This is a genomic window from Streptomyces iranensis, from assembly GCF_017874715.1.
In the GTDB taxonomy this organism is placed as follows: Bacteria; Actinomycetota; Actinomycetes; order Streptomycetales; family Streptomycetaceae; genus Streptomyces; species Streptomyces iranensis.
This window is the reverse complement of record NZ_JAGGLR010000016.1, coordinates 193,766-207,481: the sequence shown is the minus strand read 5'-3', so window position 1 is coordinate 207,481 and position 13,716 is coordinate 193,766. Positions and strand designations below refer to the sequence as shown.

Genomic DNA, 13,716 nt, shown 5'->3' with positions numbered 1-13,716 from the left:
GCCGTCTCCATCGGCCGAAGCAGGTTCGCCGTCTACTTCGTTCGAAGTACACGGCCGCGGCATACGGGAACGAGAATCAGGCCATGGTCAAGGCGCAGAACAATCAGGACGGGCCCGCGGCGCCCCTGTGGGTCCGTCGCCCCGAGGTGCTGCACCGAGTCGCCTATTCAGTGGCCGCGCTGGTGTTCACCGGCCAGATCGTGGCAGCGATACTGAGAGGGTCGGACTGGCCGACGGCCCTCTCCGTATTCCTCGCCGGTGGCGGTGTCGCCCTCTCATGGTGGAAGCCATGGGCAGGGCTGGTCGTGACGAGCGCGGCATCCTTCGCCGTCACAGCGGTGGGTCACGACCCCCTGTCGGTGTGGATGATGGCGGTGCTCGTGCTGTTCTCGGTCACCCTCAGGGGAAAGCAGCCGCTGGCCGGAACCGGCATCGTGGCGGCGTTCTTCCTGGGGGCGTTCATGACGCTGGGAGGATTCCGCGGCGGCGCGATCGTGGGAGCCGCCGCCCTCTTCTCGGCGATAGCGGGAGGTGCGACAGGGGCCGCGCTCCGCATCCATCGAGACCACTGGTGGATTCTGGAGGAACGGGCCGAGAGCGCCATCGCCACCCGCGAGATCGAAGCCATCCGGCGAGTGACCGAAGAACGGCTCCGTATCGCCCGGGACCTCCACGACGTCATCGGCCACCAAGTCGCGATGCTGAGCCTGCATCTCGGCGCGGCGGAGATCGGGCTGCCCGAAGGCGCCGAGGCCTCCCGGCAGGCCCTCGTCTCGGCCAGGTCCAGCGCCCGCACGGTCGTCGTCGAAACGCAACGGATCCTCGCGCTCCTCCGTCTGGGAGACGACACCTCCGGCGACGAGGCGCTCCGGCCGACCCCGTCGCTCAGTGGCCTGGAAGGGCTGATCGCCTCGTTCGAGAGCATCGGCCTCGACGTCCAGCCCTCCATCGACATCCCCGCCGGTTTCGTGGAGCCCAGTGTCGGTGTGACGGTCTACCGGGTCGTTCAAGAAGCGCTCACGAATGCCTACCGGCATGGAGAGGGGGCGGCGACGGTGGATGTGCGCGAGCGCGACGGCAGGATCTGCGTCACCGTGGAGAACCGCGTCGGTCATTCACTCCGCGGCTCCGACGCGGGCAGCGGACTCGGACTCGTGGGGATGCGCGAACGCGTCGAGTCCTCCAGCGGGCGGCTGACGATCGACAGTGACGACGGGCGATTCCGGGTCCATGCGGAGTTCAGCCCCCTGGGAGCCGTCGTCTGATGACGCAGATTCTGATCGTCGACGACCAGGACGACATGAGGGCGGGCATCCGAACGATGCTTCTGCCCGATCCGAGTCTCGTTGTCGCGGGTGATCTCTCCGATGGACTCCAGGTCGTCCCGTTCCTCCGCGACCACCCCGTCGACCTGGTCCTGATGGACATCCGGATGCCCGGCATCGACGGTGTCGAGGCCACTCGCCGGATCCGCAAAGAGCACCCACCCGAAAAGCTGCGGGTGATCGTGCTGACCACTTTTGACCAGGACGACATCGTTCTGGCCGCCCTTCGCGCGGGCGCCAACGGTTTTCTGAGCAAGACCGTGAGCCCTGCCGAACTCGTCGCCGGAATCAATGAGGTCGTTGGCGGTGGCGGTGCGCTGTCGGCCGCCGCGACGGCCGCGCTCATCGGCCATATGACCGACAGTCCGCCCCCGGTGATCGACCAGGAACTGCTGCGACGCTTCGGCGCTCTGACACCCAGGGAACGGGACGTGGTCGTTCTCATCGCGAGCGGTCTCGGCAACGACGAGATCGCGGCCCAGATGTCCGTGTCGCCGTTCACCGTGAAGACGCATGCGGTGCGGGCCATGACGAAGGTCGGCGCACGTGATCGGGCGCAACTCGTCTCGTTCACCTTCCGGGCCGGCCTCTACCCCTGAGCCTGCCGGGCGGAGCCCCGCAACAGGTGGCCACAGCTCTTGCGCAGGACCAGCTCGGTGGGGATGGTCACGCGCACCCCCGGTTCGGGGGTGCGCTCCAGCTGGTCCAGCATCAGGCTCAGACAGCGGCGGCCGATTTCCGTGAAGTCCGTACGGACCGTGGTGAGCGGCGGGAGCAGATGCGCGGCCTCGGGGATGTCGTCGTAGCCGATCACGCTGACGTCCTCGGGGACCCGGCGGCCCGCCTCGTGGAGGGCGCGCAGGACACCCACCGCCATCTGGTCGTTGGAGACGAACACCGCCGTGGCGTCCGGGTCGTGGGCGAGGCGGCGGCCCAGGTCGTGGCCCGAGTCCGCGCTCCAGTCGCCGAACAGGGGCTCGTACGCCTCCGCGCCCGCGTCCTTCAGGGCGGCCCGCCAGCCGTCCACCCGCGCCTCGGCGGCGATCCAGCCGACCGGGCCCGCGATATGGCGGACGGTGCGGTGGCCGAGGCGCAGCAGGTGTTCCGTGGCCTGGCGGGCGCCGGACGTGGAGTCGCCCGCGACGACGGGGAAGCGGGCGCCGAAGCTCTTGTCCAGGGTGACCATGGGCCTGCCGTGGTCGGCCTCGACCAGGGCCTCGCCCACCGAGCGCTGCGGGGCGATCGCGATGATGCCGTCCGCGCCCTGGCCGAGCAGCCGGTCGACCGCGCCCCGCACCGCCGCCTGGTCGGCGGCGGTGAGCGCGATCGTGCTGACCAGGTAACCGGCCTCCTGCGCCGCCTCGTTGATGCCCGCCAGGGTGGCGGCCGGGCCGAAGCGGGCCGCGTCGAAGGAGATCACGCCGAGGGTGCGGCTCCGGCCGCTGGCCAGGGTGCGGGCGCTGGCGGTCGGGCGGTAGCCCAGTTCGCGCATGGCGGCGCGGACGCGTTCGCGGGTCTCGGGGCGGACCCGGGGGTGGTCGTTGAGGACGCGGGAGACGGTCTGCCCGGAGACCCCGGCGCGGCGGGCGACGTCGGCCATCACCGCACCGCCGCCCGCCGTGGCCCGGCGCCGCCGGACGCGCTGGGGTCCGCCCGCTTCTGCCTCCGGCTCCGGCTCGCCCATGTCCGTTGTGTCTCCCCTCGTACGCCTCAGCCCTCGTCCGTCCAGCCCAGGTCCGGCTCGTCCGTCAGCCGTACCGTCCGCGTCGTCGCCGCTTGGAGCTCCAGCAGGACCAGCTCGTTCGCCCCCGGCCGCAGCACCGGCGCGGGCACATAGAGGCGGCGCTGCGGGCCGCGCGACCAGTAGCGGCCGAGGTTGAAGCCGTTGATCCAGGCCACGCCCTTGGTCCAGCCCGGCAGGGCGAGGAACGCGTCGGCGGGGGTGCCCACCGTAAAGGTGCCACGGTGGAAGGACGGACCGGCGACGGGGGTGTCCGTGGCACGGAAGGGCAGTTCGGGGAGGTGGTCCAGGGGGAGCGGGTGGCAGGTCCAGTTCTCCAGGGGGTCGCCGTCGAGGGTGACCGGGCCGGTGATGCCCTTGGGGTCGCCGATGCGCGGGCCGTAGTTCGCCCGGCCCATGTTCTCGACCAGGACGTCCAGCCGGGCTCCGTACTCCGGGCTCCGCACATGCAGCGTGTCCTCGTGGCGCTCGCGCTCCAGGACGCCCGCCGGGGCGCCGTTGACGAAGACCTGCGCCCGGTCGCCCACCCCGCCCGTGAAGTGCAGGACGCGGTCGCCGAGCGCGGGCAGCTCCGTGCCGTAGAGGACGAAGCCGTACGCCTGGCCCAGCCGCTCCATGGTGGGCGGGTCGGTGAACTGCTCGCCGGGGGCCAGGAATTCGGCGCAGACAAGGGCGTTGGCCGAGTCTGTGAGCCGTACGTCCGTCGGCGGCAGCTTGGGCGAGGGCTCCGGGACGGGCTCGTCGGGAACGGCGGCGTGGCGGGCGATGACATCGCGGAACGCGGCGTACTTGGGGCCCGGGTCGCCGCATTCGGTGAGCACCGCGTCGTAGTCGTAGGAGGTGACGGCGGGGGTGTAGGCGTGGTCGTGGTTGGCGCCGGCCGTGAAGCCGAAGTTGGTGCCGCCGTGGAACATGTAGATGTTCACCGACGCGCCCGCGGACAGGAGTGTGTCCAGGTCCGCCGCCGCGTCGTCCGCCGCCCGTATGTGGTGTGGCTCGCCCCAGTGGTCGAACCAGCCGATCCAGAACTCCGCGCACATCAGCGGCCCGTTCTCCTGATGGGTGCGCAACACCTCCAGCGAGTCGCCGATCCGGCCGCCGAAGGTGCCGGTGGCGAGCACTCCGGGCAGGCTCCCGGCCGCCAGCTTCGACTTGTCCGCCTGGTCACAGGTGAACAGCAGCTCCTCGACGCCACGGGTGCGCAACGCGTCGGCCAGACCCGCGAGATAGGCGGTGTCGTCGCCGTACGCCCCGTACTCGTTCTCCACCTGTACGGCGATCACCGGGCCGCCGCGCGCGGCCATATGGGGAGCCAGGGGCGGCAGCAGCAGATCGAGGTACGCGTCCACGGCGGCGGTGAAGCGGGGGTCGCGGCTGCGCGGGCGCAGGCCCGGCTGGGCGGTCAGCCAGGAGGGCAGCCCGCCGCCCTCCCACTCTGCGCAGATGTAAGGACCGGGGCGCAGCAGTACGCGCAGCCCCTCGGCGTGGGCCAGCTCGAGGAAGCGGGGCAGGTCGAGCAGGCCGTCGAGGTCCAGGGTGCCGGGGGCGGGCTGGTGGAGGTTCCACGGGACATAGGTCTCCACGGTGTTGAGCCCCAGCAGCCGCGCCTTGCGCAGCCGGTCCGCCCACTGGTCGGGGTGGGTGCGGAAGTAGTGGAGGGCGCCGGAGAGGATCCGGAAGGGCTCACCGTGCAGCAGAAAGCCGACGTCGGAGAGCGTCAGGGCGGGCGGGACGGCGGGCATGGGCGTCAGGGGGTCCTTTCGGCGGCGGGGGCGGCGACGGGTGCGGGTGCGGGTGATGACGTAGGGAGTACGGACGGGGACGCGGCGCGGATCAGCCATCCGGTGGTGATCAGGCACACCGCGGAGACGGCGCAGAGGATCAGCGGTACGGCGCGGACGCCCGCGAGTTCGATCGCCTTGCCGAGCGCGGGTGGCGCGGCGACCCCGCCGACCATCGAGGCCGCCATGACCAGTGCCCCGGCCCGGTGGGCGCGCGGCGCCGCCCGGAGCAGCCAGGGCAGCCCGGTGGGGAAGATCGGCGCGATGAACAGCCCGGCGCCCGCGTACGCGTACGGGGCCGCGGCGGGGATCGCGGCCAGCAGCAGACACCCCGTCATCCCCGCGCAGCTCACCGCGATGATCGCCTGGGCGGACCAGCGGAGGGCGAGCGGGGCGACGAGGAAGCGGCCGACCGTCATCATCAGCCAGAAGGCGGAGGTCGCGGAGGCGGAGGCGGTCGCCCCGTAGCCGATGGTCTCCAGGTGGGTCGGCTCCCAGCCGCCGACGCCGGACTCGATGGCGACGTGGAGGACGTAGAGGACGACGAAGGCGCCCAGGACGGTGGCGAGGCTACGGGCGCGGACGCGGCGGCGCGCGTCGGTGTCCGTGCCGGTGCCCGCGCCCGTTTCAGGATCGCCGCCGCGCGGCGGGGCCTCGTCGCGCACCCCGGCCAGACACAGCAGCAGCGGCAGCGTGAGCGCGGCGAAGCCGAGGAAGACGGCGGGGTAGTGGGCGGACCCGACCAGGCCGATGAGGGCTGGGCCGAGGACGGCGCCGATGCCGAAGTGGGCGTTGAGGATGTTGAGCATGGCGGCGCTACGGTGCCCGAAGCCGACGGCGAAGAGCTGGTTCAGCCCGTAGTCGATCCCGCCGAAGCCCAGCCCCGCGAGGAGCGCAAGACCCAGGGCGAGCGGCCAGGTGGGCGCGAGCGCGAACCCGGCCGCACCGCCCGCCATGAGCAGGTAGGACCAGCCCAGCAGCCGACGGTTGCCGATCCGGCCGAAGAGCCGGTCGAAGACGAGGACACCCGCCACCGCGCCGATGAAATGCGAGCTCAGACCGACCCCGGCCGCCGAAGGCGACAGCCCGTAGGTGTCGCGCAGGGCGGGGATCGACGGCCCGTAGAGCGCCTGGAGCGCGCCGATGAGAACGAAGCCGACGCAGGAGGCGGCCACGGCGGCGCGGCTGAAGAGGTGGGGTGGTGGTGGTGAGGGGGTGCTCGTTGGTTGCTGCTCCAAGGAGTCCACGAGGGGGAGTGTTACCGCTAACATGCGGACCGTCAAGGGCGCTTGGTGGGTGGCTGGCCAGTGAGCTACGGCCCCCGTTCGGGGCATGCCACGACCGGTGTCCACTGGGAATTCATCGGCATGATATTCCGGGCGCCGGGCATGTGCTGGTGCCGAGTGCCCTGGAAGCCAGTTGTTTAATTCAGCATTAAATTTCGCGCCATGAAATCCGGTCATCCTCGCTGGTTATCGGCCGCCTTGTTTCCTGCCGGGTGTGCCATGTTCGAGTTGGGCGAGCTCATGCGCAATCCGGTGCCGACCTGGGTTGATGTGGCATCCACTTCTCCGGGCGGGGAGTGCGGTCGTTTGTGGACGGATTCGAACGATGTGAAAGATGGCGCGACACTCGCATGCTTTTGGTCGTTATTTGACATGATCATCGTCGTGAATCGGCGATGTGGAGATATGTTCGTTCGGCGATCGCAAGCACGACAGCGCTGCACCCGGGGGGAAAGCGAAAGGGTGCTTCCTCCGTCATGCCTGCATGGCTCATGTCATGCGCAGGACACAGGAGAGAGAATGCTCATGCACCGGAAAGCCGTTGGTCTCGTCGCCGGGGCCGTACTGCTGGGATTCGCTGGCGCGGTCCCGGCCCACGCCGAGGGCAGCCGCACCACGTACTTCACCGGCTGGCACCCCGGCAACGAGTCCTCCCGCTGGAATGACAACAACACCGACGGTGTCAGCACCTCGGTGAAGCTCAGTGGCTGTCACACCGACGGGGCCGATGGGTTCAGGAAGGCCAACCTGAAGCTCTGGAAGAACCGCGACCTGCTGCCTGACGATGACAAGGGCACCCGCACCAACAGTTGCGGCAAGTCCGCCTGGGGCGACCAGTCGTCTGGTAAGTACTACTTCGAGCTCTTTAGTTTCAACACGGGCGGCACCATGAGCGCCAACAAGGTGGTCATCGCTTACTAGAACCCGAAGACGGTACGGCACGTCTTCACGGGTGCCCCGGCGAGGCGGGCTCTGCGTGCGCCGGGGCACCTCCCGCTCCTCACTACAGCCTCCTCGGGGTCACCCTGGCGGCGGATTGTGCGGCTCATGGCCTTGGAATTCCGTGGTGTCTCCTTCCGGTACAACCGGAAGACGACCGTTCTCGACAGCTTCGACCTTCGCGTCAGCAGCTCGGCAACGGTGCTGCTCGGCCCGAACGGGGCGGGGAAGTCCACGTTGATGGCGCTGGCCGCTTCCCAGCTCAAGCCCCTGGACGGCACTGTCACCTGGAAGGGCCTCGACCCCGCGGCCCGCAAGGATCTGAGAGCGTACCGGAAGGCAGTGGCCTGGCTGCCGCAGCACATCACGCCCGTACCGGGCCTGACCGTACGGGAGCAAGTCGCCTTCGCCGGGTGGCTCAAAGGCATGAACCGGTCTGATGCCTGGAAGGCATCGGCCACCACTCTCGGCCGTGTCGGCCTGGACAAGCTCGCCGACCGCCGCAGCCACCAGGTCTCCGGTGGCCAACTGCGCCGGATGGGCATCGCCGGCGCCCTCACCCACCACAGTGAGCTCATCCTCATGGACGAGCCGACCGCGGGCCTGGATCCCACCCAGCGCAAGGTCTTCCGGTCCTTACTCGAACAGCTCGCCGACGACGTGCACATCGTCGTCTCCACCCACCAGACCGAAGACCTCGCCGACCTCTACCAGCACGTGATCGTCCTGGACCGGGGCACGGTGCGCTTCCACGGCACCACCGCCGAATTCCATGCCATGGCCGACAACGCCCAGGGCCCTCGCGAACGCGCGGAAGCCGCCTACACCCAGCTCGTAGGCGAGGAGATCTGACCCGTGCTGCTCCGTACCGTCGTCCGCGTCTCGTCCGGCACTCGCCTCCTGCCGTTTCTGGCCGGCTTCATCGTCATCGCCCTCAGCGACAATCTGTCCGAGTGGGTCACGCCCCGCTACTGGCTCTCCGCCACCGGCACCGCGAGCCTGGCCCTGTCCTTCGTGGGCCCCGCGTGTGCCGGAGCCGGTGCGTGGGAGGGAAGCCGACTCAGGCGTGCACGTATCTCTGACCAGAACGCGGTTCGCTCGCCACTGGCCATAGCCTTCCCCTTCTTGCTGCCGGTCTTCGTGATGGGTGTGGTCGGCATGACCGCGGCCCTGCTCGTCTCCGCGGCCGCCGCCGACGTCGGTCTCGGCATGCCGAATCCAGGCATCCTCGCGGTCGAAGCGGTGCTTCTCGCGGCCAACACCCTGGTCGGCTTCGTTCTGGGCCGTCTGTGGGCTCCGATCGTCGCGGTGCCGGTCACGCTGATCGCGAGCTTCGTCGCCAACGCCTACCCGGTCTCCTGGAGCATCCTGTGGATCCGCCACCTGGTGGGCGGGGGACTGCAGGACTGCTGCATGCTCGATCAGAGCCTGGACGTATGGGCGTTGGTGAGCGCGGGAGCATTCGGTACGGGGGTCTGTCTGTCCGCCACCGTGCTGATCCAGTACCGGAAGGCCGCCCCCGCCGTCGTCACCGCGGCCGCGCTGCTCGTCGGAGGGTTCGCGGGCGGTGCCGCCTCCGCCCATGGGATGGGGGCCGACCCGGTGACCTCCCGCCCGACCGGCGACCTGGTGTGCGACCACGGTCGGCCCCGCATCTGCCTGTGGCCCGAGATGGACCAGCGGGCCGATATGGTCCGCACCGAGTCACGCAAGGCCGTCGCAAGGCTCCGCCAGGCCGGCCTCGCGGTGCCCGCCACACTGACCATGGCCGACCGGCCAGGCCCTGACGAGACCAAGCTCGTCATCGGGCCCGGCATCAGTGCCCTCGGTGTGCCCACAGGCGTGGCGGCGGGACTCCTTCCACAATCTCCCGCCTGCGCGGACAGCGGAGAGCCCTACCCGGCCGCTGACGCCTACGGCCCCGTCGGAGCGTGGCTTTCCCTCACTGCCGGCGCCTCGCCCCGGACCCTCACGAACCGGGTCGCACCGCCAGAACTGGCCCTGGCCCAGCACGTCCTCAAACAGTCCCGACAGGCCCAGCTCGACTGGTACGAGCGCAACACCCGCGCCATGCGATCGTGCGACGTACGCCCCCACTTGGGCATGGACGGGAGCCACGGATGAACTGGTGGCTGAAGGCCCGCGCCGTTCCCGCGCTGAGTGTGTCCGTCGTCGTGACCAATGCGGTGGGGCTCCTCATGGGCAACGCCGAACTCCCCGTGCCCGTGCTGACCGGCCAGTCCGGGCACTTCCTCGTCGGCCACCTCATCACGCTGCTGCCGGCGGTGATGCTGCTCCACGGCATGGGACGCGGCGACCTGCGCACCGAAGGCGTCGCCTGCCGTCCCGTTCGGAGGTGGGACGCCGCACTCGGCTCGGCGGCCGCCGCCACCGGGGCGGGGGTGGCAGCCCTCTGCTACGCCCTGGGGGCCGACAGCATCGCCTTGGTGCTGGGGCGCAATATCGCCGGATACGTCGGCCTGGCGCTGCTTCTGTTTCCCTTCCTCGGCCACCGCTTCGCGGCTGTCACCGTCGCCATCGTGCCTCTACTGTGCGCGGCGGCCGGCTGGAGAAGCGGCGGTCGCCCCGAGCCTTGGGCCTGGATCCTGTACCCGGCGAACTCCCTGGTCGCCCCGCTCATCACGGCAGCCATTGTCCTTGTGGGCATTCTCGTCTGCCTCACCCGACAGGACCCGTTGCGGTCCGCTCACTGAGGAAGCCATCAGTACCGCTGAACCCGACTACTTGGGATCGCTGGCGAGAGGTTCTCCTACCGGTGGTGTGGCCGCGTCAGGTGACGAGTGTGGTGGGTTCACCGCGCAGCAGGTCGGGGCGGGCATCGGCGATCGCGAAAAGAGCGCCGGCGGGTGCGCCGCCACAACTCGCGGGTGGCCAGCGGTCCACCGTCGCGCGTCTGGAGCGGAGCCCCGCCACGCGGCGGGGCCGCAGATAGATGCCGCGGGAAGTCCTGGGCGCCCCGGAGACGGAACCAAGCCCGGGAAATGGGCTGCGGAGCGGGACGGGCCTTGCCACGCTGTGCGGATGGACCGTCAACGGAGATCCCATCTCGCGCACGCCGACCATCCGATCGCCGCCCCGATCGCCGACGAGTCGGTGGCCCGGCTGCTCGACCGGGCGGTGGCGGACGAGGCCGACCGCGCCCTCGACCTCGGCTGCGGGGGCGGCGAATGGCTGCGGCGGCTGCTGGTCCGCTATCCGTGGATGCGCGCCGAGGGGGTGGACATCCACACCGCGGCCCTGGAGCGGGCACGCGAGGGCGCGGAGGAATCCGAGGTCGCGGACCGGCTGGTCCTCCATGAGATGGACGCCGCGGTCTTCGCCTCGGCGCACCGCTTCGACGTGGTGCTGAGCGTCGGCGCCGCGCACGCCTTCGGCGGCCTGCCGCCCACTCTCGCGGCGGCGCGCGAACTCCTCGCCCCGGACGGCCATGTCCTCGTGGGCGACGGCTTCTGGGAGCGCGAACCCGACGCCGCCGCCCTCTCTGCGCTGGGCGCCACGTGGGACGACTACGCGGACCTCGCGACGACCGTGGACCGCGTCGTCGCGGACGGCTGGACGCCGGTCTACGGCCATGTCAGCACGGCCGGGGAGTGGGACGACTACGAGTGGTCCTGGACCGGCTCCCTCTCCCGCTGGGCACTGGACCACCGCGAGGAACCCGACGCCCTGGACGCGTACAAGGCCGCCGCCGAGCACCGGTCCCAGTGGCTGTCCGGCTACCGCGGCACGCTGGGCTTCGTCACGCTCGTGCTGCGGCGGAGTCCCTGACACGGGCGTTGTCAGTGGTCGATGCGACCATCGCGGTATGCGTGCAGAGAGCTCGACCACCGCCTACTGGGACGCCGCCGCCGCGGGCTTCGACGATGAGCCGGATCACGGGCTGCGGGACCCGGTCGTGCGGGAGGCGTGGGCCGGGCGGCTGCGGGGGTGGTTGCCCGGGTGGGCCGCGGACGTGCTTGACCTCGGGTGCGGCACGGGGAGCCTCGCGTTGCTCGCGGCCGAGTGGGGGCATCGGGTGACGGGGGTCGATCGGTCGCCGCGCATGGTCGAGCTGGCGCGGGCGAAGCTGGCCGGGACGGGGGCCGGTGTGCTCGTCGGGGACGCGGCGGAGCCGCCCGTGGGGGAGGGGCGGTTCGATGTCGTGCTGGTGCGGCATCTGCTGTGGATGCTGCCGGATCAGCGGGCGGTGCTGCGGCGTTGGGTGCGGCTGCTGCGGCCGGGTGGGCGGCTGGTGCTGATCGAGGGGCGGTGGGGTGAGTCCGAGCCCGTCGGGCTGACCGCCGCCGAGCTGTCCGCGCTGGTCGGGCCGTTGACGGAGCGGCTGTCGGTCGAGGAGCTCGCGCCGGATGCGGCGCTGTGGGGGCGGGTCGTGCGCGACGAGCGGTATGCCCTGGTGGCCGACCTCGCGCCGGTTCGGCGGCATCGGGAGATCGTCGATGTGCATCTGATCCTGCGCCGGGGCGGGGACGTCCTGCTCGCGCGCCGGGCGAACACGGGCTATGCGGATGGGCTGCTGCACGCCCCGTCCGGGCATGTCGAGGACGGTGAGGACGTGCGGGCCGCGATGGTTCGGGAGGCGGCCGAGGAGATCGGGATCAGCTTCGGCCCGGACGAGGTGCGGGCCGTTCTCGTGCTGCAGCACAAGGCGCCGACCGGGGGCGCCCGTACGGGGTGGTTCTTCGAGGCGGAGCTGGGGGAGAGGGGCGAGGGCGGGCTCGAGCCCGTCAATCGGGAGCCGGAGAAGTGTTCCGAGCTGGGCTGGTTCCCGCTGGACGCGTTGCCGGACGACATGGTGGCGTACTGCCGCGCGGGCCTCGAGGCGTATCGCGCGGGGCACCGCTTCGCCCTCCACTGGCATGAGCCGGACGACCCCATCGCGTACGCCCCCGAGGGGCCCGACCGGCTGGCCCCGCTCTGACGGACGGAGGTTCTGGGGCGAGGTTCTGGGACGAGGCTCTGGGGCGAGGTTCTGGGACGTTGTCCCGGTTAGCTAGACTCGAGCGCGAAGGGAGGATGCGGTGAACGACAACGATCGAGACGCGGAGCGCGCGGCCCGGCCCAAGCGGGCGGACGCGCGGCGCAACGAGAAGGCGCTGCTCGAGGCCGCCGCCGCGGTGTTCGTCAGCTCGGGCGTGGAAGCGCCGATACGCGATATCGCGGCCAAGGCCGGTGTCGGGACGGCCACGATCTACCGCCACTTCCCGACCCGAGCCGACCTCATCGTCGCCGTCTACCGGCACCAGGTCGAGGCCCTCGCCGAGGCCGCTCCCGCGCTGCTGGCGAGCGGCGGGACCCCGCACACCGCACTGGGCCAGTGGATCGACCTCTTTGTCGACTTCCTGGTCACCAAGCACGGCCTCGCCGCCGTGCTCCAGTCCGACGACCCCTGCTTCGACCCCCTGCACTCGTACTTCATCGACCGGCTCCTGCCCGTCTGCACCCAGCTGCTCGACGCCGCGGTCGCCTCCGGTGAGATCCGCTCCGGCCAGGATGCCTACGAGCTGATGCGCGGCGTCGGCAGCCTCTGCGCGGGCGCCGGCAGCAACCCCCGCTACGACGCTCGTCATCTCGTCGGGCTGCTCATCTCGGGGTTGCGCCGAGCGCGCTGACGCGGTTACGCCGAGAGCTCCCGTACGTAGCGCCACTCCGTGGCCGCCGGTTCGTAGCCGAACCACTTGTTGACCGCCAGCATCGGACCGTTGTCGCAGTCGTTGCCGGTGAACGCCTCCCGGCAGCCCGCCGAGCGGGCGCGGTGGAGCGAGTCGTTCTTGGCCAGCTTGGCCAGACCGCGGCCGCGGAAGGCGCGGCGGGTGCCGGTCATACCGGACCAGTAGCGGCCCCGGCCGTCCGTGTGGGCCACGCTGTAGGCGGCCACCGCGCCGTCCACCACGGCCACCGACGTCAGCTCGCGGTCCAGCGCGGGATGCTCCCAGGTCAGAGCCAGCCACTCGGGGTACGGCGGCGCGGCCGTGTCCACGTCGCCCGGCTCGTCCGCCGCGCACTCCACATCCGCCACGTACAGCGGACGCGGATCGTCCGCGAAGTCCGCCGCCGTGCGCAGCTCCACGCCGTCCAGGAGGCCGCCCAAGCTCAGCGGCGGCAGCGCCGCCGCCGTCAGGTCCAGCCGCTGGACACGGGAGCAGCGGCCGCGCCGATAGCCGCGCCGCTCGGCGAAGGTCACCGACCGCGGCTCGCCCAGCGTCCAGGAGAAGATCTTCGCCGTGCCCAGCCCGGACAGATACTCCTCCGCGGCGGTCACCAGCGCCGAACCCGCGCCCCGCCCCCGCGCCCCCGCGCCCACCGTCGTATTGGCGAAGGCCAGCCCAGGCTCGTCACTGTCGTGGAAGACGCCCACCCCGCTCGAGCCCACCACCTGTCCGTCCACCTCGGCGACCAGCAGCCGGTAGTGCTGTTCGACGGGCGCGCTCTCCGACTCCCAGACCACCGTCCGGGGCGTGGTCACCAGATAGGGGAAGGCGGAGCGCCGCGCCGCCGCCACGGCCTCCGCGTCGGTAGCCCGGAAATCGCGCACAGTCATGGTCATGGTTGCGCAGGTTACGGCCTGTCAGCCCGGCCCGCCCCCCAATTTCCGCAGCTCGTGGGCTAGATCACCGGGGCCGTGC

13 protein-coding genes are annotated in these 13,716 nt (G+C 71.0%); 9 read left to right on the top strand and 4 right to left on the bottom strand.

Features of this window, described 5'->3' with window-relative positions:
* Nucleotides 1–83: 83 nt before the first annotated feature.
* Complete coding sequence (locus tag J2Z30_RS28420) at nt 84–1,265, top strand: sensor histidine kinase (RefSeq protein WP_044577608.1); 1,182 nt, start codon at nt 84–86, stop codon at nt 1,263–1,265.
* The gene (locus J2Z30_RS28415) at nt 1,265–1,924 is read left to right on the top strand and encodes a response regulator transcription factor (RefSeq protein ID WP_044577611.1); all 660 of its coding nucleotides are present in this window, start codon (nt 1,265–1,267) and stop codon (nt 1,922–1,924) included. The genes J2Z30_RS28420 and J2Z30_RS28415 overlap by 1 nt, the downstream gene beginning before the upstream one ends.
* Here J2Z30_RS28415 and J2Z30_RS28410 read toward each other — a convergent pair.
* From J2Z30_RS28410 to J2Z30_RS28400, 3 genes are read right to left on the bottom strand one after another with little or no spacing between them, the layout of a single operon-like run.
* Entirely contained in the window at nt 1,915–3,009 is a 1,095-nt protein-coding gene (locus J2Z30_RS28410) for a LacI family DNA-binding transcriptional regulator (protein ID WP_044577612.1), read from the bottom strand. The genes J2Z30_RS28415 and J2Z30_RS28410 overlap by 10 nt on opposite strands.
* Before the next feature lie 26 nt (nt 3,010–3,035).
* A complete protein-coding gene (locus J2Z30_RS28405; protein ID WP_044577614.1) occupies nt 3,036–4,808 on the bottom strand; it encodes a glycoside hydrolase family 35 protein in 1,773 nt (590 codons plus the stop codon).
* A 5-nt stretch (nt 4,809–4,813) separates the two neighbouring features.
* The gene (locus J2Z30_RS28400) at nt 4,814–6,085 is read right to left on the bottom strand and encodes an MFS transporter (RefSeq protein WP_044582128.1); all 1,272 of its coding nucleotides are present in this window, start codon (nt 6,083–6,085) and stop codon (nt 4,814–4,816) included.
* A 567-nt stretch (nt 6,086–6,652) separates the two neighbouring features.
* On the opposite strand from J2Z30_RS28400, the gene J2Z30_RS28395 reads away from it, so the two are divergent.
* From J2Z30_RS28395 to J2Z30_RS28365, 7 genes are all read left to right on the top strand, one after another.
* Nucleotides 6,653–7,054 carry a hypothetical protein gene (locus J2Z30_RS28395; protein WP_052701648.1) on the top strand — a complete coding sequence of 134 codons (402 nt, stop codon included), beginning with the start codon at nt 6,653–6,655 and terminating at the stop codon, nt 7,052–7,054.
* A gap of 126 nt (nt 7,055–7,180) precedes the next feature.
* A complete protein-coding gene (locus J2Z30_RS28390) occupies nt 7,181–7,924 on the top strand; it encodes an ATP-binding cassette domain-containing protein (protein ID WP_044577615.1) in 744 nt (247 codons plus the stop codon).
* A gap of 3 nt (nt 7,925–7,927) precedes the next feature.
* The gene (locus tag J2Z30_RS28385; RefSeq protein WP_044577616.1) at nt 7,928–9,196 is read left to right on the top strand and encodes a DUF7224 domain-containing protein; all 1,269 of its coding nucleotides are present in this window, start codon (nt 7,928–7,930) and stop codon (nt 9,194–9,196) included.
* On the top strand, nt 9,193–9,786 hold the full coding sequence (locus tag J2Z30_RS28380) for a hypothetical protein (RefSeq protein WP_044577619.1): 594 nt from the start codon (nt 9,193–9,195) through the stop codon (nt 9,784–9,786). Before J2Z30_RS28385 ends, J2Z30_RS28380 begins: the two co-directional genes overlap by 4 nt.
* Nucleotides 9,787–10,114: 328 nt before the next feature.
* Nucleotides 10,115–10,861: an SAM-dependent methyltransferase gene (locus J2Z30_RS28375; protein ID WP_044577620.1), complete on the top strand. Its 747-nt coding sequence runs from the start codon at nt 10,115–10,117 to the stop codon at nt 10,859–10,861.
* A gap of 37 nt (nt 10,862–10,898) precedes the next feature.
* Nucleotides 10,899–12,011 carry a methyltransferase domain-containing protein gene (locus J2Z30_RS28370; protein ID WP_044577621.1) on the top strand — a complete coding sequence of 371 codons (1,113 nt, stop codon included), beginning with the start codon at nt 10,899–10,901 and terminating at the stop codon, nt 12,009–12,011.
* 100 nt (nt 12,012–12,111) lie between these two features.
* The gene (locus J2Z30_RS28365; protein ID WP_044577622.1) at nt 12,112–12,702 is read left to right on the top strand and encodes a TetR/AcrR family transcriptional regulator; all 591 of its coding nucleotides are present in this window, start codon (nt 12,112–12,114) and stop codon (nt 12,700–12,702) included.
* 5 nt (nt 12,703–12,707) lie between these two features.
* On the opposite strand, the gene J2Z30_RS28360 is transcribed toward J2Z30_RS28365, so the two are convergent.
* Nucleotides 12,708–13,637: a GNAT family N-acetyltransferase gene (locus J2Z30_RS28360; RefSeq protein ID WP_044577625.1), complete on the bottom strand. Its 930-nt coding sequence runs from the start codon at nt 13,635–13,637 to the stop codon at nt 12,708–12,710.
* Nucleotides 13,638–13,716: the final 79 nt, after the last annotated feature.

Coding starts and splice junctions, on each gene's coding strand:
- J2Z30_RS28405 (WP_044577614.1), bottom strand. CDS start 4,808: ATGCCCGCCGTCCCGCCCGCCCTGACGCTCTCCGACGTCGGCTTTCTG.
- J2Z30_RS28370 (WP_044577621.1), top strand. CDS start 10,899: ATGCGTGCAGAGAGCTCGACCACCGCCTACTGGGACGCCGCCGCCGCG.
- J2Z30_RS28415 (WP_044577611.1), top strand. CDS start 1,265: ATGACGCAGATTCTGATCGTCGACGACCAGGACGACATGAGGGCGGGC.
- J2Z30_RS28380 (WP_044577619.1), top strand. CDS start 9,193: ATGAACTGGTGGCTGAAGGCCCGCGCCGTTCCCGCGCTGAGTGTGTCC.
- J2Z30_RS28375 (WP_044577620.1), top strand. CDS start 10,115: ATGGACCGTCAACGGAGATCCCATCTCGCGCACGCCGACCATCCGATC.
- J2Z30_RS28395 (WP_052701648.1), top strand. CDS start 6,653: ATGCTCATGCACCGGAAAGCCGTTGGTCTCGTCGCCGGGGCCGTACTG.
- J2Z30_RS28390 (WP_044577615.1), top strand. CDS start 7,181: ATGGCCTTGGAATTCCGTGGTGTCTCCTTCCGGTACAACCGGAAGACG.
- J2Z30_RS28360 (WP_044577625.1), bottom strand. CDS start 13,637: ATGACCATGACTGTGCGCGATTTCCGGGCTACCGACGCGGAGGCCGTG.
- J2Z30_RS28420 (WP_044577608.1), top strand. CDS start 84: ATGGTCAAGGCGCAGAACAATCAGGACGGGCCCGCGGCGCCCCTGTGG.
- J2Z30_RS28410 (WP_044577612.1), bottom strand. CDS start 3,009: ATGGGCGAGCCGGAGCCGGAGGCAGAAGCGGGCGGACCCCAGCGCGTC.